Annotated in this window: 18 protein-coding genes and 1 pseudogene; 13 read left to right on the top strand and 6 right to left on the bottom strand. The window is 61.8% G+C overall.

The genetic code is table 11. The features are described from left to right. A pseudogene (gene hrcA / locus Q4Q11_RS23775) lies at window positions 1-429 on the bottom strand (heat-inducible transcriptional repressor HrcA); the annotation flags it as partial. A gap of 172 nt (window positions 430-601) precedes the next feature. On the opposite strand from hrcA, the gene rph reads away from it, so the two are divergent. The 4 genes from rph to hemW are packed head-to-tail and all read left to right on the top strand — an operon-like array spanning window position 602 to window position 3,614. Next, window positions 602-1,318, top strand: coding sequence for a ribonuclease PH (gene rph / locus Q4Q11_RS23770; protein WP_112506229.1), 717 nt, complete (start codon window positions 602-604; stop codon window positions 1,316-1,318). A gap of 11 nt (window positions 1,319-1,329) precedes the next feature. Further along, window positions 1,330-1,746, top strand: coding sequence for a VOC family protein (locus Q4Q11_RS23765; RefSeq protein WP_498571014.1), 417 nt, complete (start codon window positions 1,330-1,332; stop codon window positions 1,744-1,746). A gap of 11 nt (window positions 1,747-1,757) precedes the next feature. After that, on the top strand, window positions 1,758-2,402 hold the full coding sequence (rdgB, locus tag Q4Q11_RS23760; RefSeq protein WP_112506223.1) for an RdgB/HAM1 family non-canonical purine NTP pyrophosphatase: 645 nt from the start codon (window positions 1,758-1,760) through the stop codon (window positions 2,400-2,402). A 36-nt stretch (window positions 2,403-2,438) separates the two neighbouring features. Further along, window positions 2,439-3,614 (top strand): radical SAM family heme chaperone HemW, encoded by a 1,176-nt coding sequence (hemW, locus tag Q4Q11_RS23755; protein WP_113217507.1) that lies wholly within the window; start codon window positions 2,439-2,441, stop codon window positions 3,612-3,614. A gap of 291 nt (window positions 3,615-3,905) precedes the next feature. Here hemW and dnaA read toward each other — a convergent pair whose 3' ends face one another. The 4 genes from dnaA to mutM form a co-directional block, all read right to left on the bottom strand. Further along, window positions 3,906-5,456, bottom strand: coding sequence for a chromosomal replication initiator protein DnaA (gene dnaA / locus Q4Q11_RS23750; RefSeq protein WP_112506221.1), 1,551 nt, complete (start codon window positions 5,454-5,456; stop codon window positions 3,906-3,908). A gap of 872 nt (window positions 5,457-6,328) precedes the next feature. Next, complete coding sequence (gene rpsT / locus Q4Q11_RS23745; protein WP_004108374.1) at window positions 6,329-6,604, bottom strand: 30S ribosomal protein S20; 276 nt, start codon at window positions 6,602-6,604, stop codon at window positions 6,329-6,331. Between the two features lie 193 nt (window positions 6,605-6,797). Next, window positions 6,798-7,571: an enoyl-CoA hydratase gene (locus tag Q4Q11_RS23740; RefSeq protein ID WP_113217500.1), complete on the bottom strand. Its 774-nt coding sequence runs from the start codon at window positions 7,569-7,571 to the stop codon at window positions 6,798-6,800. Window positions 7,572-7,605: 34 nt separating this feature from the next. Continuing rightward, a complete protein-coding gene (mutM, locus tag Q4Q11_RS23735) occupies window positions 7,606-8,496 on the bottom strand; it encodes a bifunctional DNA-formamidopyrimidine glycosylase/DNA-(apurinic or apyrimidinic site) lyase (RefSeq protein ID WP_498571013.1) in 891 nt (296 codons plus the stop codon). Window positions 8,497-8,741: 245 nt separating this feature from the next. Here mutM and ubiE point away from each other — a divergent pair, with 245 nt between their 5' ends. Both ubiE and ubiB read left to right on the top strand, forming a co-directional pair. Continuing rightward, window positions 8,742-9,518 carry a bifunctional demethylmenaquinone methyltransferase/2-methoxy-6-polyprenyl-1,4-benzoquinol methylase UbiE gene (ubiE, locus tag Q4Q11_RS23730; protein ID WP_112506212.1) on the top strand — a complete coding sequence of 259 codons (777 nt, stop codon included), beginning with the start codon at window positions 8,742-8,744 and terminating at the stop codon, window positions 9,516-9,518. Between the two features lie 62 nt (window positions 9,519-9,580). Beyond that, on the top strand, window positions 9,581-11,155 hold the full coding sequence (gene ubiB / locus Q4Q11_RS23725; protein WP_112506209.1) for a 2-polyprenylphenol 6-hydroxylase: 1,575 nt from the start codon (window positions 9,581-9,583) through the stop codon (window positions 11,153-11,155). Between the two features lie 280 nt (window positions 11,156-11,435). Here ubiB and Q4Q11_RS23720 read toward each other — a convergent pair whose 3' ends face one another. Next, window positions 11,436-11,768: a DHCW motif cupin fold protein gene (locus tag Q4Q11_RS23720; protein WP_112508488.1), complete on the bottom strand. Its 333-nt coding sequence runs from the start codon at window positions 11,766-11,768 to the stop codon at window positions 11,436-11,438. Between the two features lie 281 nt (window positions 11,769-12,049). On the opposite strand from Q4Q11_RS23720, the gene Q4Q11_RS23715 reads away from it, so the two are divergent. The 7 genes from Q4Q11_RS23715 to Q4Q11_RS23685 all read left to right on the top strand — a co-directional run. Beyond that, a complete protein-coding gene (locus Q4Q11_RS23715; protein ID WP_113215269.1) occupies window positions 12,050-13,633 on the top strand; it encodes an aromatic amino acid ammonia-lyase in 1,584 nt (527 codons plus the stop codon). A 40-nt stretch (window positions 13,634-13,673) separates the two neighbouring features. Next, a complete protein-coding gene (gene ertD / locus Q4Q11_RS23710) occupies window positions 13,674-15,059 on the top strand; it encodes a hydantoin-5-propionate amidohydrolase (RefSeq protein ID WP_113223070.1) in 1,386 nt (461 codons plus the stop codon). Continuing rightward, window positions 15,056-16,330, top strand: coding sequence for a Zn-dependent hydrolase (locus tag Q4Q11_RS23705; protein WP_498571012.1), 1,275 nt, complete (start codon window positions 15,056-15,058; stop codon window positions 16,328-16,330). The genes ertD and Q4Q11_RS23705 overlap by 4 nt, the downstream gene beginning before the upstream one ends. A 3-nt stretch (window positions 16,331-16,333) precedes the next feature. Further along, entirely contained in the window at window positions 16,334-17,434 is a 1,101-nt protein-coding gene (gene ertC, locus Q4Q11_RS23700; protein WP_498571011.1) for a thiohydantoin desulfurase, read from the top strand. Between the two features lie 18 nt (window positions 17,435-17,452). Then, window positions 17,453-17,782, top strand: a complete 330-nt coding sequence (locus tag Q4Q11_RS23695; RefSeq protein ID WP_498571010.1) for a cold-shock protein — start codon at window positions 17,453-17,455, stop codon at window positions 17,780-17,782. Between the two features lie 215 nt (window positions 17,783-17,997). Next, window positions 17,998-19,659: a thiourocanate hydratase gene (gene ertB / locus Q4Q11_RS23690; protein ID WP_112508441.1), complete on the top strand. Its 1,662-nt coding sequence runs from the start codon at window positions 17,998-18,000 to the stop codon at window positions 19,657-19,659. Between the two features lie 126 nt (window positions 19,660-19,785). Beyond that, window positions 19,786-20,310 (top strand): polyamine aminopropyltransferase (locus Q4Q11_RS23685; RefSeq protein WP_498571009.1); only part of this gene is annotated, 525 nt, incomplete at its 3' end.

The following is a 20,310-nucleotide window of genomic DNA, read 5'->3' as shown; positions in this document are numbered from 1 at the left end:
CTTCGAGGTGATCACCAGGCCGGCGCCGCGCGAGATGCCCGACAGCACCCGGCTTGCCTCCGACATCATCGATTCTACCGGCTGGTCGCGGTTGCTGCCCCGCACCTGCCGGTCGATATTGGCGCGGTCTTCGGCCGAGAGATCGCCGATCTGCATGAAGGCATCGACGAAAAAGCGCAGGCCCACCTGAGTCGGCAATCGGCCGGCGCTCACATGCGGCGAATAGATCAGCCCCAGCTCTTCCAGATCGCTCATGACATTGCGCACGGAAGCCGGCGACAGCGACATGGGCAAGAGGCGCGAGAGATTGCGCGAACCCAACGGCTCGCCGCTTTCCAGATAGCCTTCGACGATGCGGCGGAAGATTTCCTTGGAGCGTTCGTCCAGTGCAGCAATGACATCCGAAACCGACGATGTCGTGAATACCATTTCGCTGTCAGATCCATTCCGTTGAGCCTTAGCCAAAATATAATCATTCGGTTAGCAATGGCAAAAGGGAAAAATGCAGCCGTGGCCGCCAAGCGGCTCTGCCGCCTGCTTTTCCTTTGCAAAAGCGGCCTGTGGGTCGTAGAAGCGGTCAACAAACTTTCAGGAGAGTGGAATGCGGCCTTCAGGCAGAAAAACCGACCAGATGCGCAAGGTATCGTTCGAGCGCAATTTTTCCAAGCACGCAGAAGGCTCCTGCCTGGTGAAATTCGGCGATACGCATGTGCTCTGCACGGCAAGCCTGGAAGACAAGACGCCGCCATGGCTGCGCAACAGCGGCAAGGGCTGGGTCACGGCCGAATACGGCATGCTGCCGCGCGCCACAGGCGAGCGTATGAAGCGCGAAGCTGCCGCCGGCAAGCAGGGCGGCCGCACGCAGGAAATCCAGCGCCTCATCGGCCGGTCGCTGCGCGCGGTCGTGGACCTCAAGGAATTGGGCGAGCGCCAGATCACCGTCGACTGCGACGTCATCCAGGCGGATGGCGGCACGCGCACGGCCTCGATCACCGGCGGCTGGATCGCGCTTTACGACTGCCTGAAATGGATGGAAAGCCGCAACATGGTCAAGGTCGAGCGCGTGCTGAAGGACCACATCGCCGCTATTTCCTGCGGCATCTTCGCCGATCAACCCGTCATCGATCTCGACTATCTTGAGGACTCCTCGGCCGAAACCGACGCCAATTTCGTCATGACGGGCAAGGGCGGCATCGTCGAGATCCAGGGAACGGCTGAGGGCTCCCCCTTCAGCGAAGAGGAATTCGCCACGCTGATGCACCTTGCCAAGAACGGCATCGCCGAACTGGTGGAGCTGCAGAAGCAGGCCATTGCCTGAGGATATCTTGAATGGCTGACCCAGCCCTCGCAGGCGTCCTTGAAACTGCACTCTATGCGGACGATCTCGATGCGGTCGAGGCCTTCTATGGCGGCATACTCGATCTGCAGAAGATTTCGCGCGGCGGCAACCGACACCTTTTCTATCGCTGCGGGCCGGGCGTACTGCTGATCTTCAACAGCAAGGAAACGGTCAAACCGCACGAGCCGGGCGCCCTGCCCGTGCCACCGCATGGCACGAAGGGGCATGGTCATGTCTGCTTCCGCGTGGACGGCGACGATATCGAGGCAATGGCGCAGAAGCTGAAAGCCGCCGGCATCGCCATCGAAGCCGATTTTCACTGGCCGAACGGCGGCCGATCGATCTATTTCCGCGATCCAGCCGGCAACAGCCTGGAATGCGCCGAACCCCGCATCTGGGGCCTTTGACAGGACAGCACATGCGCAAGCTCGACACCAAGACCATCGTCGTCGCCAGCCACAATGCCGGCAAGATCCGCGAGATACAGGACCTGATCGGCCCCTTCGGCTTTACCGCCACATCGGCTGCCGACCTCAACTTCATCGAACCGGATGAAACCGGCACGACGTTCGAGGAAAACGCCGCGATCAAGGCGCTTGCCTCGGCGCAGGCCTCCGGTCTGCCGGCTCTTTCCGACGATTCCGGCCTCGTCATCGATGCGCTTGGCGGCGATCCCGGCGTCTACACCGCCAACTGGGCTGAAACCGCTGACGGCACGCGCGATTTCGCGATGGCGATGCGGAAGGTCGAGACCGCCCTCGAAAAGGCTGGAGCCAGTTCTCCGGAAAGCCGCACGGCGCGCTTCGTCAGCGTGCTCTGCCTTGCCTGGCCGGACGGACATACCGAGCTTTTCCGCGGCGAGGCCGAAGGCACCGTCGTCTGGCCGCCACGCGGCGGCCAAGGCTTCGGCTACGATCCGATCTTCAAACCCAAGGGTTATGAGACCACCTTTGGCGAGATGAGCGCCGACCAGAAACATGGCTGGAAGCGCGGCGACGAGCACGCGCTGTCGCATCGTGCCCGCGCCTTCAAGGTCTTTGTCGAAACGTGCCTGGAGGCGTAAGCTCACTTCGTGGAAATCGTGGATACACAGGACCTGATGCGCGGGGCGCAATTGCTGCCCGATACCGGCGAGCCCGGTTTCGGTGTCTATGTCCATTGGCCTTTTTGCGCGGCCAAGTGTCCCTATTGCGATTTCAACAGCCACGTCCGCCATCAGCTGGTCGACCAGGAGCGCTTCGCCGCCGCTTTCCTCAAGGAAATGGCGACGATGCGGATGATCAGCGGCCCGAAAACGGTCACCAGCGTCTTCCTCGGCGGCGGCACCCCCTCCCTTATGAAGCCGGAGACGGTCGGCGCGATCATCGAGGGCATCGCCAGGACCTGGCATGTACCCGACGGCATCGAAATCACCATGGAGGCCAATCCGTCCAGCGTCGAGGCGGAGCGCTTTCGCGGCTATCGCGCGGCCGGCGTCAACCGCGTGTCGATGGGCGTGCAGGCACTGAACGACCGTGACCTGAAGTTTCTCGGACGCTTGCACAATGTCGAGGATGCGCTGAAGGCGATCAGGCTGGCGCGGGAGATCTTCCCGCGTATGTCTTTCGATCTTATCTATGCCCGCCCCAATCAGACCGTCGAGGAATGGGAGCGCGAGCTGAAAGAGGCGATCTCCTATGCAGTCGATCACCTCTCGCTCTACCAGCTGACGATCGAGGAGGGAACGCCCTTCTACGGCCTTCACAAGGCAGGCAAGCTGATCGTGCCCGATGGGGATCAATCGGCGCTGCTCTATGAGGCCACGCAGGAGATTACCGAGCGCGAGGGCATGCCCGCCTACGAAGTCTCCAATCACGCCCGTCCCGGCGCCGAAAGCCGGCACAACCTTACCTATTGGCGCTATGGCGACTATGCCGGCATCGGCCCCGGCGCGCATGGGCGCCTGACCCGCGGACCGCAGAAGCTGGCGACGGCCACCGAACGCAAGCCGGAAAGCTGGCTCGAGACGGTCGAACGCGACGGTCACGGCATGATCGACCAGGAAATGCTTGGATTCGACGAGCAGGCCGACGAACTGCTGCTGATGGGTTTGCGGCTGCGCGAAGGCGTCGATCTCGCCCGCTGGCAGCAGCTTTCCGGCCGCGATCCCGATCCGCAGCGCGAGGCATTTTTACTGGAACACGGCTTCATAGAGCGCATCGGCAATTCCCGCCTGCGCTGCACGCCTGCGGGAATGCTGGTTCTCGACTCGGTCGTCGCCGATCTCGCTTGTTAGCACCTCCACCTTGAGAGGGAGGTCGTCGCAAAGCGGCGGGTGGGGGTGATCCCCGAAGACACAATAGAGACTTCAGAGTTTACTCAGGTCACCCGCCCGGCACTACGTGGCCTTCCCCTGAAGGAAGGGTGAACAGTCTTCCACCGATTGCCGCCAGGCCAACTGGAATCAACACCATGCCGATGAAATGCGTCGGCTGCAGGCCCTGCGGCCGACGGCCGGGAGTGCACAAAAGAAACGGCCGGCGATGAAGCCGGCCGTTGAATTTGCTGTCGATGCCGATCGCTCGGTCTACTCGTTGATCAGGCGCTTCAGCAGCTCGATTTCGTGCGACAGCTTGCTGTCGCCAGAGATCAGTTCCTCGATCTTGCGCACGGCGTGGAGAACCGTGGTGTGATCGCGGCCACCGAAGCGGCGGCCGATTTCCGGGAAAGAGCGCGGCGTCAGCGTCTTCGACAGATACATGGCGATCTGGCGCGGCTTGACGATGACGCGCGTGCGGCGGTTCGAAACCAGTTCCTGGCGCGAGACATTGTAGTGGCGGGCCACGATACGCTGGATGTCCTCGATGCGGACCCGGCGCGGCTCGCCGGAGCCGACCAGATGTGCCAGCAGTTCGTCGACGCGCTCGACCGTCAGGTTCGGCTCGAAGGAGCGGCGGAAGATGAGCTGGTTGAAGGCTCCTTCCAGCTCGCGGCCGCTGGCGGTGACGTTGCGAGCGACATGCGAGAGGATCTCGGCCGGAATTTCCAGCGACGGATCGTCCAGACGGGCGGCATCGAGACGGCGCTTGAGAATCTCAAGGCGCATTTCATAGTCCGGTGCCTCGACTTCGATCGCCACGCCGCCCTGCAGGCGCGAGCGCACGCGAGGATCGAGCGATTCCAGCTCCCACGGAGCGCGATCGGCAGCGACGACGACCTGCTTGGCACTGTCGAGCAGCATGTTCAGCAGATGGCAGAATTCGTGCTGGATCATCTTGCCCTGCAGGAACTGCATGTCGTCGATGATGAGCAGATCGATATTGCGCAGCGAGTCCTTCAGCGTCAGCGCGTCATTGTCGCGGATCGCGGTTGCGAAGCGCCACATGAAATATTCCGCCGTCAGATAGACCACGCGCAGGCCGCGCGGGTTCTGCACGGCTGCGTTGGCGATCGCCTGCAGAAGATGCGTCTTGCCGAGACCGACCGTTGCATGAACGAAGAGCGGATTGAAGCGCACGGCGCCGGAACCGGCTTCGGCGATGGTCTTGGCAGCGGCAAGGCTGACCCGGTTCGAGCCGCCTTCGACGAAGGTGTCGAAGGTGAAGCGGGAATCGAGCGGAGAGCCGAAAAGGGGCGTGCCCGCCGTTGCGGGCCGCACGGCAGCTGCCGCACTCACGGCCTGGGCGACGGCCTGGCCCGCCGGCTGAGCGACGGCACGACGGATCGGCGCAACAGCCGCCTGATCCGGCACCACAGGCTGCTCGTCGGCGCTTGGCTTCGCGCCCTGCCGGGTCGCCGTGCGAACCAGAATCTCGACTTTGAGAATCTCGGCATCTTCTGCCTGGAACAGGCTAGTGATCAGATCGAGATAGCGATTGTTGATCCACGACTTCAGAAAAGTCGTCGGAACAGTGAGACGGACGACGCTCTTGGAAACCGAATGAAGCTTGAGCCGCGCAAACCAGCTGGCATAGACGTCGGGACCAACCTGGGCCTTCAAGCGCGCACTCACGCGCTCGAACAAATTGTTATGCGCCACGTCACCCTTTTCCCCCGCCGCTTCTAAGCAAACCGCACCGAACGCCTGCGCATTGTCCCCATTCTCCAACGCACCCGTCGCCCTCGTATGTATCTGCATATAGTGCCGCCTTCCACAGTCTCTTATAGGGCGAGACAGCGTCATACCGCCGCCCTTAGGTCTTCGCCATGGCATGAAGGTCGCGCTCGTTGCCAAGCTGCGCCGCATACCGGTTCATCAGCCACGCCCGGCCAACGGGCCTTACAAGAACACTGTGGCGAAAACCGCTCTTTAAAGCAGCCTTCGTCTCGGCGTCTGCAAGCGGAACAGCAATCGGCCCTCGTATTCCGATCGGCTGCCCCAGCGGCTGTCAATTTTTCTCCCCTCCCCGCAGCCGCGCCATCGACTTAGGCTACAAAGGACAGACAAGCTTCCTCGTTCCGCAAGCGTTGCCGCTTCCGGCTTTTACTCGTCAACTGTTTGAAAAAACGGAGCTGAACTGCTCCGTTACAAGAGGCAAAACCACCCACGCCGCCTGAAGTGACGGTGTTTTGCCGAAGCCGTTTAAGGTGATGTCCGCGCCCCTTGTTGAAATGCATTTAGGCAGGATCGAGGGCAGATATCAACGATGAATTTTACACAAAATTAAGAGGCGGCCATTGACTCCGGAGGCCAATTTTGACTGTCACAAGCCCTTCAAAAAAGAATCGCTGTTGAATCAAAGAGATTCCCGTTCGGCGCGATTCTCACAGCTTTCAAAACAAAAAAATAAAAAATCCGCTTGACTCAGTTGTGAGCCGGCAATGCGTCACGCAGATCACCCATAGCTGGGATATCCTGCCGCAAGCCGTTGTTTTTAAACGTATATTTATGTCACTTCAATGACATGTTCGGCCGGCCAATTTTGGCAATGCGGCATTTTTTTGGCCGAATCCAAAAAGCCCGGCACAAGGGCCGGGCTTAACTCTAACGACTAAATCGTTAATTGAAAGTTATGCGGTCGGAGCCGAAAGGGCCTTCACACGCTTGGCAAGACGCGACACCTTGCGGGAAGCAGTGTTGGCGTGAAGCACGCCCTTGGTGGCTGCGCGAGCCAGTTCCGGCTGAGCAGCAACGAAGGCTGCCTTTGCACGATCTGCATCACCCGATGCAATGGCTTCCTCGACCTGGCGAACGAACGTGCGAACGCGCGAGCGACGAGCCTTGTTGACATCGGTGCGGCGGGCGATCTTGCGGGTCGCTTTTTTCGCCGAGGTAGTATTGGCCATGTATGCCTCTCTTAGAATTCGAACAAAACTCCATCGTTGCGGCGCGGGCCTTGCGGCCACTTCATCCAGCAATGCGGGAGCAATTGCGGAAAACCAGAGCGGCTTTCCAAACTGTGGCGGGCATATAACCGGAATGAGCCCCGGCGTCAACGCGGATTCTCGCCAAACCCGCGTAATTCCGGAATCTTGGTCCTTACCGGTTCTTGAAGGCCGGCTTGCGCTTTTCGACGAAGGCAGCCATGCCCTCCTTCTGGTCCTCCGTGGCGAACAGGCTATGGAACAGCCGGCGTTCGAAGCGCAATCCTTCCTCGAGCGTGGTTTCGAAAGCGCGGCTGACCGCCTCCTTGGCCATCAGCACCGAGGGACGCGAGTGGGAGGCGATCTTGGCGGCGGCGGCCAACGCCTCGTCGAGCAGCTTGTCTGCCGGTACGACGCGCGCCACAAGGCCGGAGCGTTCCGCCTCCGCCGCATCCATCATTCGCCCGGTCAATATCAGATCCATCGCCTTGGCTTTGCCGACGGCCCGCGTCAGACGCTGCGAGCCGCCCATGCCGGGGATGACGCCGAGGGTGATTTCCGGCTGGCCGAACTTGGCGGTCTCCGAAGCGATGATGAAATCGCACATCATCGCAACCTCGCAGCCGCCGCCGAGCGCAAAACCGCTGACCGCCGCGATGACAGGCTTGCGGGCATTGGCAATCTCGGCCCAGCCGCTGAAGAAGTCGTTCTTATACGCATCCACGAAATCGAGCGACTGCATTTCCTTGATATCTGCGCCGGCGGCAAAGGCTTTTTCCGAACCGGTGAGCACGATCGCGCCGATGCCATCGTCGAGATCAAACGCGGCATAGGCCTGCTTCAGCTCGGCAAGCACGGTGGAATTCAGCGCATTCAGCGCCTGCGGCCGATTGAGCCGGATGAGGCCGACGGCCCCATGAGTTTCGACGATGAGGGTCTCGTAAGCCATTTGTCTCTCCCTTTAAATAGTTTCGGCCCTTCAATCAGCTTTGGCAGGCGGCACAATAGAAAGAAGAACGCCCTGCCTGGACGATGCGACTGACCGTACCGCCGCAGCCCGGCGTGCTGCAAGGCTGCGCCTCGCGATCGTAGACGGAAAAGGAATGCTGGAAATAGCCGAGCGAGCCATCGGCCTGGATATGATCCCGCAACGACGAACCGCCTGCCGCGATCGCGTCGGCAATGACCTCGCGGATGGCGACGACCAGCCCCTGCAGCGCCTCCGTCGGCTTTCCCGCATCCGTGACCAGCGTGCCGGCTGCGCGCAGCGGCGACAAGTGAGATCGCCAGAGCGCTTCGCAGACATATATATTGCCGAGACCGGCGATATTCTTCTGGTCCAGAAGCGCGCTCTTCAGCGGCTGCGCCTTGCCGGCAAAACGCTTAGCCAGATAATCAGCGCCGAGTTCGTTGCCGGTGGGCTCCGGCCCGAGATCGCGGAAGAAGGGATGGCTCGCCATATCGACCCGCGGAACGATGTCCATGAAGCCGAAGCGGCGCGGGTCATTATAGATGACGCGCGCATCGCCGCCGGCACCCGCCAGATGGAAGATGACATGGTCGTGCTTCTCGTCCTTTGAGCGCGGATGATGGAAGGTTCCGGCCGTATCGGCCACCGCACCCGCCTCCACCCGGAACGAGCCGGACATACCGAGATGCGCGACGATCGTCTTGCCGTCATCCAAATCGATCAGCAGGTATTTGGCGCGGCGCGACAGCGACCTGATACCGCGCCCGGCCACATGCCGAGCGAAATCGGCCGGGAACGGAAAGCGCAGATCGTTGCGGCGCAACTCCAGCTCCTTCAGAACAGCGCCTTCCATAGAAGGCGCGAGGCCCCGTCTGACGGTTTCGACCTCTGGTAATTCCGGCATGGCTATCCATCTTTATGTTTCAACCGCTTATGATCTGAGCTATAGCCCAAGGCATTGCGGCTGGTGATCCGGCTGATGAGATAGCGTGGCAAACGCGATTTCGCTATGGTCCGCCACTGGATACTGCATAATTCCTTAAACCCTATCGGATTTAAGGATTAAATTATGCAGCAGATTTAAAGTGCTACAGCGCCATTGCACGTCACATACGACGCGCGGCGCTGTCGTGTAACGGAGTTGAGCCGATGGCAGAAAGCCGCACCTCCGCCGATGGCGGCATGGAAACATCCTATGGCTTCCGCGAAGTGGCCGATGGCGAAAAGCAGGGCCTCGTCAACGAGGTATTCCACAAGGTCGCCAAGCGCTACGACATCATGAACGATGTCATGTCCATGGGCATGCATCGCGCCTGGAAGGATGCGATGATCGCGGCGCTCAACCCGCGCAAGGAAGCAGGCTACAAGGTTCTGGACGTTGCCGGCGGCACGGGCGACATCGCCTTCCGCATCGTCGAAGCCTCGAACCGGCTAGCGCATGCGACCGTGCTCGACATCAACGGCTCGATGCTTGCCGTCGGCGCGGAACGGGCAGAGAAGAGGAAGCTTTCCGACAATCTCACCTTCGTCGAAGCGAATGCCGAGGAACTGCCGTTCGAGCCCAACTCGTTCGATGCCTATACGATCGCCTTCGGCATCCGCAACGTTCCGCATATCGATGTCGCACTGAAGGAAGCCTATCGCGTGCTGAAGCGCGGCGGTAGGCTGCTCGTGCTCGAATTCTCCGAAGTCGATCTGCCGCTGCTCGACCGCGTCTATGACTCATGGTCCTTCAACGCCATTCCGAAGTTCGGCAAGGCGATCACGGGCGATGCCGAGCCCTATCAGTATCTGGTGGAATCGATCCGCAAGTTCCCGAACCAGCAGGACTTCGCGACGATGATCCGCGAGGCCGGCTTCTCGCGCGTGAGCTTCACCAATTACACCGGCGGCATCGCTGCGCTGCACTCCGGCTGGAAGCTCTAAAGCATGATATCCAGTCACCCGATCCGGCTTTTGGCCTCCACATTCCGAGACCTTGAGACGATATGAGTGCTTTCAGCGCATATTTCGGCCTTGTTCGGGTCGGCTGGGTGCTCGTGCGCGAAGGTGTGGTCGTGGCGCTGCCATCGGAAGGGCTGCCTCCTTCCGTCAGCCTCGCCAAATCCTTCGTCAGCGTCTTCGCCCGCAGGAAGGCAAAGAGCCAGGCCCGCAGCGACCGGCTTGCCCAGGCTGTCGAGCGGCTCGGCCCCTCCTATGTGAAGATCGGCCAGTTCCTGGCCACGCGCCCGGATGTAGTCGGTGTCGATATGGCCAACGACCTGTCGAAGCTGCAGGACAGGATGGCCTTTTTCCCGCATGAGACCGCTACGGCGGCCATCGAGGCTTCACTCGGCCGGCGGATCGGCGATCTCTATGCCAGCTTCGGCGAGCCGATCGCCGCCGCTTCCATAGCGCAGGTACATCCTGCCGAAGTCGAAACGGCTGAAGGCCGCAAGCGTGTTGCCGTCAAGGTGGTCCGGCCCGGTGTGCGTCAACGTTTTTCCAACGATATCAAGGCAATGTATCTCGTCGCGGGGCTGCAGGAGCGCTTCATGCCCTCCAGCCGGCGCCTTCGGCCCGTGGAAGTGACGAAGACGCTCGAGCAGACCACCAAAGTCGAGATGGATCTGCGGCTGGAAGCAGCCGCGCTCTCCGAGATCGCCGAAAACACCGACAGGGATCCAGGCTTCCGTGTTCCGAAGGTCGATTGGGAGCGTACCGGGCGCGACGTCATCACCATGGAGTGGATCGACGGCGTCAAGATGTCCGATGTCGAGGGGCTGAAGGCTGCCGGACACGATCTCAATGTGCTCGCCGATACGCTGATCCAGTCCTTCCTTCGCCATACGCTGCGTGACGGTTTCTTTCATGCCGACATGCATCCCGGCAATCTCTTCGTCGATGCCGCCGGCATGATCGTCGCCGTCGATATGGGCATCGTCGGCCGTTTGGGAAAGAAGGAACGCCGCTTCCTCGCCGAAATCCTCTACGGTTTCATTACCCGCGACTATATCCGCGTTGCCGAAGTGCATTTCGAAGCCGGCTATGTGCCCGCACACCACAATACCGAGAGCTTTGCGCAGGCCATCCGCGCCATCGGCGAGCCGATCCACGGCCAGCCGGCCGAGACGATCTCCATGGGCAAGCTTCTGACCCTGCTCTTCGAAGTGACCGAACTTTTCGACATGGAGACGCGGCCCGAGCTGGTGATGCTGCAGAAGACCATGGTCGTGGTCGAGGGCGTGTCGCGCATGCTCAATCCGCGCTTCAATATGTGGAAGGCTTCCGAACCGGTCGTCGGCGACTGGATTCGCACCAATCTCGGCCCGAAGCGGATCATGACCGATCTGCGGGATGGCCTGAAAGCGGCCGTGAAGCTCGCCGAAGCAGCACCCGAGATCGCCGCCAAGACCGAGAAATTCCACCACGAACTGCTGCATATGAGCGAAAATGGCCTGCGCTTCGATCCGCAGACGGCGGAAGCAATCGGCAAGGCCGAGGCCAAGCACAGCCGTTCCGGCCGCTTTGCACTATGGGTGATCGCGCTGACGCTGCTCTATATTGCCTGGCATCTGAGTTGACCTGCGGCAGCGCATTGCGGCGGCAGCGGACACATCGGCCAAGTGCGTTTCTTCCCCAGCGCGGTTTCAGAGCATGACGCCGAAGGTGTGCGCAGCCTTCGGGCGATATCATGCTCTGCTTCTTTGATTCTTGGGCGGATTCAGATTGTAGATCGATCCGATCTACAATCATCCGGCTCTAGAGCGGTTCAGTTTTTCACGGAATCTCTGAACCGCTCTATCTCCTTGTTTTTGCGCAATTCCGGACGGAAAACCGCTGCGCACTTTTCCTGGAATTGCTCTAGTCGACAATGAACAACTTGACGCCTGTCTTTGTCGATGACCGGTGGGCGGCGTCGCCAAAATCGGACACTTGATAGCTCATGCCCGGCTTGAGGATCGATACCCGCCCATCCTTCAACTCGGAAATCAACTCCCCTTCGAGCACGTAGATGATATGGCCGCGATCGCACCAGTGATCGGCAACATAACCGGGCGTATATTCAACAATCCGAACGCGGATGTCTCCGATGTTCAACGTCCTCCAGAGCGCATGGCCGCTTTCGCCCGCGTGCCTGGTGGGAACAATCTCGTCCCAATTGGTTACTGTAAAAGGCAGTTCAGGAATCTTCATCGCAATGATTTTCCGGATGTTGAATGGATCGTTCCGCATAGAAACGGCTGCAGCGCCCATTCGTCAATCCTGCCTTGATCGTGTCCGAATAATGGGGCCGCACTGAATTCAAAAGCGGCCGTCGCGACGGGAGCGGATATCTCTCTTCCGGCTATAATGCATGATGCGGCTGCTTGCTTTGCGTGTACTCTCGCTCGCATGGCATATCAGGTGTTCGCCATTTGGGATATCCCATTGTCGATAAGGCTCGCATAGCCTTGCGGAAAAGGAGAACAAGAGACATGGAGCGTCAGAGAGCCGGCATCGAACTCACCGGACAGCCCCTGGGGTTCAGCGATCTGGTGCGGATCGGGGCGGGCGCCGCACTGCCTTCGGCATCGGAAGCCGGCATGGCGCGGGTGCGGTTGGCGCGCAGCGTTCTTGAAAGCACGATCCAATCCGGCATGCCGGTCTATGGCTCTACGACAGGCGTCGGTGCCATGAAGGACGTCGAGTGGTCACCCGAGGATCTCGATGCCTTCAATCTCGGCCTCGTGCGCGCCCATCATTTCGGCACGGGCGCCCCCTTCTCCATGTCGGTCGTACGCAATGCCATGGCGATCCGGGTCAACACCGCGCTCACCGGTCAGGTCGGATGTTCGCAAGAGCTGATCCAGGCCTATCTGCAGCTGCTTGGCTCCGATGTCATTCCGGTGGTACGCCGCACCGGCTCGATCGGCTGCGCCGATATCGGCCTGATGGGTCAGATCGGCGCAGTTCTGACCGGCGTCGGCGAGGCCGTCTATCGTGGCCGCCGCATGCAGGCGGCCGATGCCTTCGATGCCGCCGGCATCGCTCCCGTCAGGATGATGCCGCGCGACAGCCTGGCCTCGCTCAGCGTCAATGCCGTCAGCTTTGCCGCGGCTGCCGAGACGACCCGTAATGCCGCTGCCTCGATCCGCGTCCTGCTTGCGACCGGCATGATGGCGGCCGGCGCGCTTGGCGCTTCGCGCGATCCCTGGATTTCCGTGCGCCATGTCGGCACTGCGCGCGAGGCCCTGATCGGTGCCTGGCTCTGCAACGCCTCGGACGAATGGCCCTGGCCGGTCGCCACCCATGTGCAGGACCCTCTGAGCCTGCGCATGATCGCCCAGGTCTTCGGCGCCGTCATCGAAAACCTTTTGACGGCGGGTCACAAGATTCTTGCCGCCACCGGCCGCTCGGACGACAATCCCGTCATCGTCGACGGTCGCGTCATGACCTCGGGCGGATCGCTTCCGCTCGATGTTACCGTGCTTCTGGAAGCGGCCGTGATCTGCATGGCCCATGCCGCCCGCAACGCGTTCAATCGCTGCGTCCTGCTCGGCAACGGTCAGCGGCGCGGCCTGCCGGTCAACCTCGTCCCGGAAGGGAAGATCGCCACCGGTTTCGGCCCGATCATCAAGCTCGCGGGCGAAATCTTCTCGCGCGTTCTGTCCATGTCCAATCCGGTCTCCGCGCAATCTCTCGTGGTCGCTGCGGGCATGGAAGACGAAGCAGCCTTCCTGCCGCTGGTCATCGAACGCTTCGAACGGCAGATGCGGGCGCTGAAGCGCCTGGCGGCTTTGGAAGCCCTGCTTTCGGCGCAGGCAATGGACATTCTCGGCGACAAGCCGGGAGGTGTCGCGCGCATGCTTTATGAAGTCGTGCGCAAGCATGCGGATTTCTACGAGGTCGACCGTCCGCTTTCGGCCGAAGTCGAGGCGATCGAAGAAGAACTGGCCTCCGAGGCGTTCGTCTCCGAGATGATCGCCCACAAGCCGATCATCGCCTATGATGATTTCTTCGCGCTCGGCTCCCTGGAGCGGGTCGAAGAGCGGCTTTATCACGACACCGTCGCCATCTGAATCAACCGACGAGCCCAACCGACGGGCGGAAAGAACGCACATGGCCGATTTCGATCTTGTTCTGCAGGGCACCGTGGTTTTGCCTGATCGTATCGTGGAAGCAGGCTATGTCGCCGTGCGCGAAGGCAAAATCGCCGAGATCGGCATCGGCGTGCCGCCGGCCGCACGCGAGCGGCACCTGCTCGGCAAGGCGCTGATCCTCCCGGGCGCGATCGACGCGCAGGTCCATTCCCTCTCCCAGAAGGACCAGGAGGATTTCATCTGGTCGACGCGCTCGGCAGCGGCCGGCGGCGTCACCACCATCGTCGACATGCCCTATGACGAAGGCAATCTCGTCTGCTCGGCAGCGGCGGTGAAGAAGAAGATCGACCATGCCGCCCCGCAATCGCGCGTCGACTTTGCCCTCTACGGCACGATCGATCCGGAAGAAGGCCCGGCGCGCATCGCCGAGATGGTCGAGGCCGGTGTCGCCGCCTTCAAATTCTCCACCTTCGGGACCGATCCGAAGCGCTTTCCGCGCATTCCGCCTGCCTTGCTCGATGCCTGCTTTGCCGCCATCGCTCCGACGGGCCTGACCGCCGGCGTCCACAACGAAGACGACGAAGCGGTGCGCACCTACATGGAGCAGGTGAAGGCAAGCGGTGTCACCGACTACCGCGCTCACGGCCTTTCCCGCCCGCCGATCACCGAATTGCTCGCCATGCACACGATCTTCGAGACGGGTGCGGACACCGGCTGCCCGGCCCATGTCGTGCATTGCTCGCTGGGGCGCGGCTACGACATTGCCCGCGCCTATCGCCGCGACGGCTTCGAAGCAACGGTCGAATGCTGCATTCATTACCTGACGCTCGACGAGGAAAACGATGTGCGCCGTCTCGGCGGCAAGGCGAAAATCAATCCGCCCATCCGCCCGCGCGCCGAAGTGGAAACCTTGTGGCGCAAGGTGGCGGAGGGCAATGTCTGGCTCGTCTCGACCGACCACGTCAGCTGGTCGGAAAACCGCAAGACCAATCCGGACATGCTGGCGAATGCGTCCGGCGTACCGGGACTGGAGGTCATGGTGCCGCTCTTCGTCAAGGGTGCTCTGGAACGCGGCGTGCCGCTGACCTGGGCTGCGAGGCTGATGGCGGAAAACCCGGCCAGGCATTTCCGCCTCGATCACATCAAGGGCGCGCTGACCCCGGGCAAGGACGCCGATATCGTCGTGCTGGAACCGCGCGAAATGATCTATGACGCGGCGGCAAGCGGCAACAATGTCGTCGGCTGGAGCCCCTATAACGGCATTCGCCTGCCCTGGACTGTGTCCATCGCCTATCTTAGAGGCAAGCAAATCACCGAGGGACAGAAGGTGCTGGCCGAGCCCGGCTTCGGCAGCTTCGTCCGTCCCTTGCCTCGCCAAGTTCTTGCCGGAGATGCAGCCCGATGACCGAAGCCAAGCGCCGTAACCTGCCCGTAAACGCCGATCGTATCGCCGAGGATATCGATGCGCTGGCAGGGATTACCGATCCCGGCCATCCCTGGACGCGCCGCGCCTTCTCGCCGCTCTTCCTGCAGGGGCGCGCCTATATCGATGCGCGGATGAAGGCGGCTGGGCTTGAGACACGTATCGACGCCGCCGGCAATCTGATCGGCCGGCGCGCCGGCGCCAAGCCGGGCCTTGGAACGATCCTTGTCGGTTCGCATTCCGACACCGTTCCCGATGGCGGCCGCTTCGACGGTATTGCCGGCACGATCGCGGCGCTCGAAGTGGCACGTTCTTTGAAGGATCGCGACATCGAACTCGATCATGATCTGGAGATCGTCGATTTCCTCGCCGAGGAAGTCAGCATCTTCGGCGTCTCCTGCATCGGCAGCCGCGGCATGACCGGGCAGATTCCGGAGGCATGGCTCTCCCGCACAAGTGGCGACCGCACGCTGTCGCAGGGCATCACCGAGGTCGGCGGCGATCCCTCCGTGCTGCTCTCGCAGAAGCGACCGGATCTTGCCGGCTTCCTGGAGCTGCATATCGAACAGGGTCCGGTGCTGGAAGCCGAGAACAAGGATATCGGCATCGTCACTGCGATCGCCGGCATCACCCGTATCGAGATCACCGTGGAAGGCCGCGCCGACCATGCCGGCACGACGCCGATGGACCGCCGCGCGGATGCGCTGGTGGCAGCCTCGCAATTGGTCCTCGACATTCGCCAACGTGCTACCGAGCAGGCAAAGACGCCGGGGCATTTTGCTGCGACCGTCGGCGAATTCCGCATCGAGCCGAATGCCGCTAATGTCGTGCCCTCGAAGGTCGTGCTGCTGATCGACGGCCGCGCCGAAATCCGCAGCGACATGGAAGATTTCCTCGCCTGGATCGACAGTGAAGTGAAGACCATCGCCGCCGGTTATGGCGTGACGATCAATACGCCGGTGCGCGTCTCCGACAACATGCCGACCCCTGGCGCTCCGGTGCTGCTCGAAACGCTCGAGCGCGCCTGCGATACGGTCGGTGCCAAGCATCGCCGCATGGCCTCCGGCGCCGGCCACGACACGGCCTGGATCGCCAAGGTTGCGCCTGCCGCCATGATCTTCGTGCCCTGCAAGGAAGGCCGCAGCCATTGCGCCGAAGAATGGGCCGAAAATGACGACATCGCCATGGGTGCCGCCGTTCTTTTCGAAGCGGTGCGCGACATGGACAAGAACCTCAAACAGAACCGGGAGTAGCCGATGGGACGCGTACTCGTTGCCAAGGATGTGGAAGCGGCCGTCAAGGGCGGCTCCGTTTACGCCGCAGGCGGCGGCGGCTGGGCCGATCACGGCCGCATGCTCGGCTATGCGGCCGTCAATGTCGGCAAGCCGGAGCTGGTGTCGATCGACGAGCTTGATGACAACGACTGGATTGCCACGGCAGCCGCCATCGGCGCGCCGGCCTCGACCACCCCCTGGGAAATGCAGGGTATCGACTACGTGAAAGCCGTGCAGCTGCTGCAGGACGAGCTTGGTGAGAAGCTTTCCGGCCTGATCATCGGCCAGAACGGGAAGTCCTCGACGCTGAACGGCTGGCTGCCATCGGCCATCCTCGGAACGAAGGTGGTGGACGCGGTGGGTGATATCCGCGCCCATCCGACGGGAGACATGGGCTCGATCGGCATGGCCGGTTCGCCCGAGCAGATGATCCAGACCGCCGTCGGCGGCAACCGCGCGGAGAACCGCTATATCGAACTGGTCGTGAAGGGCGCGACGGCGAAGATTTCGCCGATCCTGCGCGCCGCATCCGATCAGTCCGGCGGCTTCATCGCCTCCTGCCGCAATCCCTTGCGCGCTTCGTACGTCCGCACGCATGCGGCACTCGGCGGTATCTCCATGGCGCTTTCGCTCGGCGAAGCGATTATCGAGGCGGAAAAGAAGGGCGGCAGCGCCGTCATCGACGCCATTTGCACGACGACGGGCGGCCATATCCTGGCCGAAGGCACCATCACCAAGAAGGACGTCGTCTACACGAAGGAAGCCTTCGACATCGGCACCGTTACCGTCGGCAGCGGCGATGCGGCCGCCACCATGCATGTGATGAACGAATACATGGCTGTCGAAGATGCGGGCGGCAAGCGTCTCGCAACCTTCCCTTCCGTCATCACCACGCTATCGCCGGAAGGCGAGCCCTTGAGCGTCGGCCAGCTGCAAGAAGGGATGAAGGTTTTCATCCTGCATGTGCCGATGGACATCATTCCGCTGTCTGCCAGCGTGCTCGACCCCACGGTCTATCCTTCCGTCGAGAAGGCGATGGGCATCGAGATCGCGAAATACGCGCTGGCCGGCAAGAAAGACTGAAAAGCGCAGGAGGCTTGAATGGCCCGTGATGCCGGTCTCGAGGAATTGCTGAGGGAAGAGCTTGGGGAACGCCCCGGGCTCAGCGAAACGGCGATGTTCGGCGGCTGGGCCTTTCTGCTCAACGGCCATCTGCTATGCGGCGCTCGTGTCGACGGGATGCTGATCCGTCTCGGCAAGGGCAACGATGCCTGGGCGCTGGAGCAGCATGACGTCAAACCCATGTTGATGGGCGGCCGGCAGATGCAGGGATGGGTGCGCGCCGGGCCGGAGGCCTATGGCAACGACATGCTGCGCAAGAGGCTGCTTCTGGCCGCGCTGAATTTCGTTGAAGGCCTGCCGCCGAAATGAACGAGTATTGAAGAGCACTCCTCTTCTCCCCGGCGGGGAGAAGATGTCCGCAAGGACAGATGAGGGGGTGAGCGACCAAGAAGCGAATGTCTGAGCGGCAAGCGCAGACGGTATATGCCGAGCCGCTCTCATCCCGACCCTGAGCCGGTCGAAGGACGGGCCACCTTCTGCCGGACGGGGAGAAGGAAGACCACAACGACAGAGGTAAGAGGACCATGCCGAAAACCAATCCACGTCACCCGAAATTCCCCATTCCGGGCGGGCCGGAGCTGCGTGCCAAGGGCTGGCGGCAGGAGGCCCTGCTGCGCCTTCTCGAAAACGTGCTCTCGGTCGGCGAAGATCCCGACAACCTTGTCGTCTATGCAGCCCTCGGCAAGGCTGCCCGCAATTGGGCGGCGCATAAGGGCATCGTCAAGGCGCTCACCGAAATGGATGAGAACCAGACCCTGCTCATCCAGTCCGGCAAGCCGATCGGCCTCATCCGCACGCATGACAAGGCGCCGCTCGTTATCATGGCGAACTGCAACATCGTCGGGCAATGGGCGAAGGCCGAGGTGTTTTACGAGCTGCAGCGCAAGGGCCTGATCTGCTGGGGCGGGCTTACGGCCGGCGCCTGGCAATATATCGGCAGCCAGGGCGTGATCCAGGGCACCTACGAGATTTTCATGCGCATCGCCGAACGCCGCTTCGGCGGCGATCTCTTCGGCCGCTTCGTGCTGACGGCCGGTCTCGGCGGCATGGGCGGCGCGCAGCCGCTCGCCGGCCGCATGGCAGGGGCTGCCATCCTCTGCGTCGATATCGACGCGGAGCGCGCCAGGAAGCGCCAGGACATCGGCTACCTGCAAGAAATCGCCCCGGATCTCGATTCTGCGCTGGCGATGATCGATGCGGCCGTCAAGGAGAAGCGGGCTCTTTCCGTCGGGCTGGTCGGCAATGCGGCGGAGATCTACCCCGAGATCGCGCGGCGCGGCATCGTGCCCGATATCGTCACCGACCAGACCTCGGCCCACGACCTCGTTTATGGATATGTGCCGAAGGGAATGAGCCTCGCCCAGGTCAAAGATTTACGCGACGACGGCCAGGGCCAGCTGATGGCGGCCAGCCGTGCCTCGATCGTCGAGCATGTGAAGGCCATGCTGGATTTTCAGAAAAAGGGCTCCGAAGTCTTCGACAACGGCAACCTGATCCGCACCCAGGCGAAGGAAGGCGGCGTCGCCAACGCTTTCGATATCCCGATCTTCACCGAAGCCTATCTGCGACCGCTCTTCTGCCGCGCCATCGGCCCGTTCCGCTGGATGGCGCTCTCGGGCGAGGAAAGCGATATTGCCCGCATCGACGATCTGCTGCTGGAAATGTTCCCGGACAACAAGATCATCACCAACTGGATCAGGCTCGCCCGCCAGCATGTGCCCTTCGAGGGGCTGCCGGCGCGCATCGCCTGGCTCGGCCATGGCGAGCGCACAGCGCTTGCGCGCCGGGTCAATGAGCTTGTGGCAGGCGGCGAGCTGAAGGGGCCAATCGCCTTCTCGCGGGATCACCTCGATGCCGGCGCCATGGCGCATCCGAACATCATGACCGAACGGATGAAGGACGGCTCCGACGCCATAGCCGACTGGCCGCTGATCGACGCCATGATGCTCTGCTCGTCCATGGCCGATCTCGTGGTCGTCCATTCCGGCGGCGGCGGCTATGCCGGCTACATGACGAGCTGCGGCGTCACCGTGGTTGCCGACGGTACGCCTGCCGCCGACGAACGGCTCGACCACGCGCTGACCAACGACACCGCTCTCGGCGTCATGCGCTATGCCGACGCCGGCTATGAGGAAGCACTGGACGAAGTTGCGAAAAAGGATGTGCCCTATATCTGTTTGGGATAAGTGCGTCTGTTCTTAGCAGCGTCCAGAGACTATGGTCCCGGGCAATTCGAAACGACCTATATTACACGCAATTCCGGGCGGAAAACCGCTGCGCATTTTTCCCGGAGCTGCCCTGGAGAGTTGCCCGTGATCCCGTGGACCTTGCTCGACACTGCGAAAATCCCCGGTGGCGGCGAGCTGCGCCTGAAGCAGCGCGGCCAGGAATTTTCCATCATGCTCGGCACCAACGAGCTGATGAACAGCCGTCTGAGCGGCTCTGAGCGCGCGCTTGCCACGCTTTCCTGCGAAAAGATCAAGGGCCGCAAGGCGCCGCATATATTGATCGGCGGCCTCGGCATGGGCTTTACCTTGCGCGCGGCCCTCGGCGAACTCGATGCGGATGCCAAGTTGACGGTTGCGGAGCTTGTTCCGGCTGTCGTGACCTGGGCACGCGGGCCGATGGCAACGGTTTTCGACGGCTGTCTCGATGACCTCCGCGTCGCTATCCATGAAGGTGACGTGCGTCCGCTCATCCGTGCCCGCAAGGCAACATACGATGCCATTCTGCTCGATGTCGACAACGGGCCGGATGGCATCACGTCGGAGGCCAATGACGGTCTTTACGATTATCAGGGCCTCAAAGCGGCGCGCGATGCGCTGCGGCCCGGCGGC

The organism is Rhizobium sp. UFLA01-1127 (genome assembly GCF_059803845.1).
The sequence above is the reverse complement of the archived record's forward strand: the minus strand, read 5'-3'. Positions and strand labels throughout refer to the sequence as shown.

Bases quoted from the DNA above. Each gene is read 5' to 3' on its own strand.
- Q4Q11_RS23765 (WP_498571014.1), top strand. From the start codon at position 1,330: ATGGCTGACCCAGCCCTCGCAGGCGTCCTTGAAACTGCACTCTATGCG.
- Q4Q11_RS23715 (WP_113215269.1), top strand. From the start codon at position 12,050: ATGGAGCGTCAGAGAGCCGGCATCGAACTCACCGGACAGCCCCTGGGG.
- Q4Q11_RS23705 (WP_498571012.1), top strand. From the start codon at position 15,056: ATGACCGAAGCCAAGCGCCGTAACCTGCCCGTAAACGCCGATCGTATC.
- ertB (WP_112508441.1), top strand. From the start codon at position 17,998: ATGCCGAAAACCAATCCACGTCACCCGAAATTCCCCATTCCGGGCGGG.
- ubiE (WP_112506212.1), top strand. From the start codon at position 8,742: ATGGCAGAAAGCCGCACCTCCGCCGATGGCGGCATGGAAACATCCTAT.
- ertC (WP_498571011.1), top strand. From the start codon at position 16,334: ATGGGACGCGTACTCGTTGCCAAGGATGTGGAAGCGGCCGTCAAGGGC.
- Q4Q11_RS23740 (WP_113217500.1), bottom strand. From the start codon at position 7,571: ATGGCTTACGAGACCCTCATCGTCGAAACTCATGGGGCCGTCGGCCTC.
- Q4Q11_RS23695 (WP_498571010.1), top strand. From the start codon at position 17,453: ATGGCCCGTGATGCCGGTCTCGAGGAATTGCTGAGGGAAGAGCTTGGG.
- ertD (WP_113223070.1), top strand. From the start codon at position 13,674: ATGGCCGATTTCGATCTTGTTCTGCAGGGCACCGTGGTTTTGCCTGAT.
- rph (WP_112506229.1), top strand. From the start codon at position 602: ATGCGGCCTTCAGGCAGAAAAACCGACCAGATGCGCAAGGTATCGTTC.
- mutM (WP_498571013.1), bottom strand. From the start codon at position 8,496: ATGCCGGAATTACCAGAGGTCGAAACCGTCAGACGGGGCCTCGCGCCT.
- ubiB (WP_112506209.1), top strand. From the start codon at position 9,581: ATGAGTGCTTTCAGCGCATATTTCGGCCTTGTTCGGGTCGGCTGGGTG.
- rdgB (WP_112506223.1), top strand. From the start codon at position 1,758: ATGCGCAAGCTCGACACCAAGACCATCGTCGTCGCCAGCCACAATGCC.
- hemW (WP_113217507.1), top strand. From the start codon at position 2,439: ATGCGCGGGGCGCAATTGCTGCCCGATACCGGCGAGCCCGGTTTCGGT.
- dnaA (WP_112506221.1), bottom strand. From the start codon at position 5,456: ATGCAGATACATACGAGGGCGACGGGTGCGTTGGAGAATGGGGACAAT.
- rpsT (WP_004108374.1), bottom strand. From the start codon at position 6,604: ATGGCCAATACTACCTCGGCGAAAAAAGCGACCCGCAAGATCGCCCGC.
- Q4Q11_RS23720 (WP_112508488.1), bottom strand. From the start codon at position 11,768: ATGAAGATTCCTGAACTGCCTTTTACAGTAACCAATTGGGACGAGATT.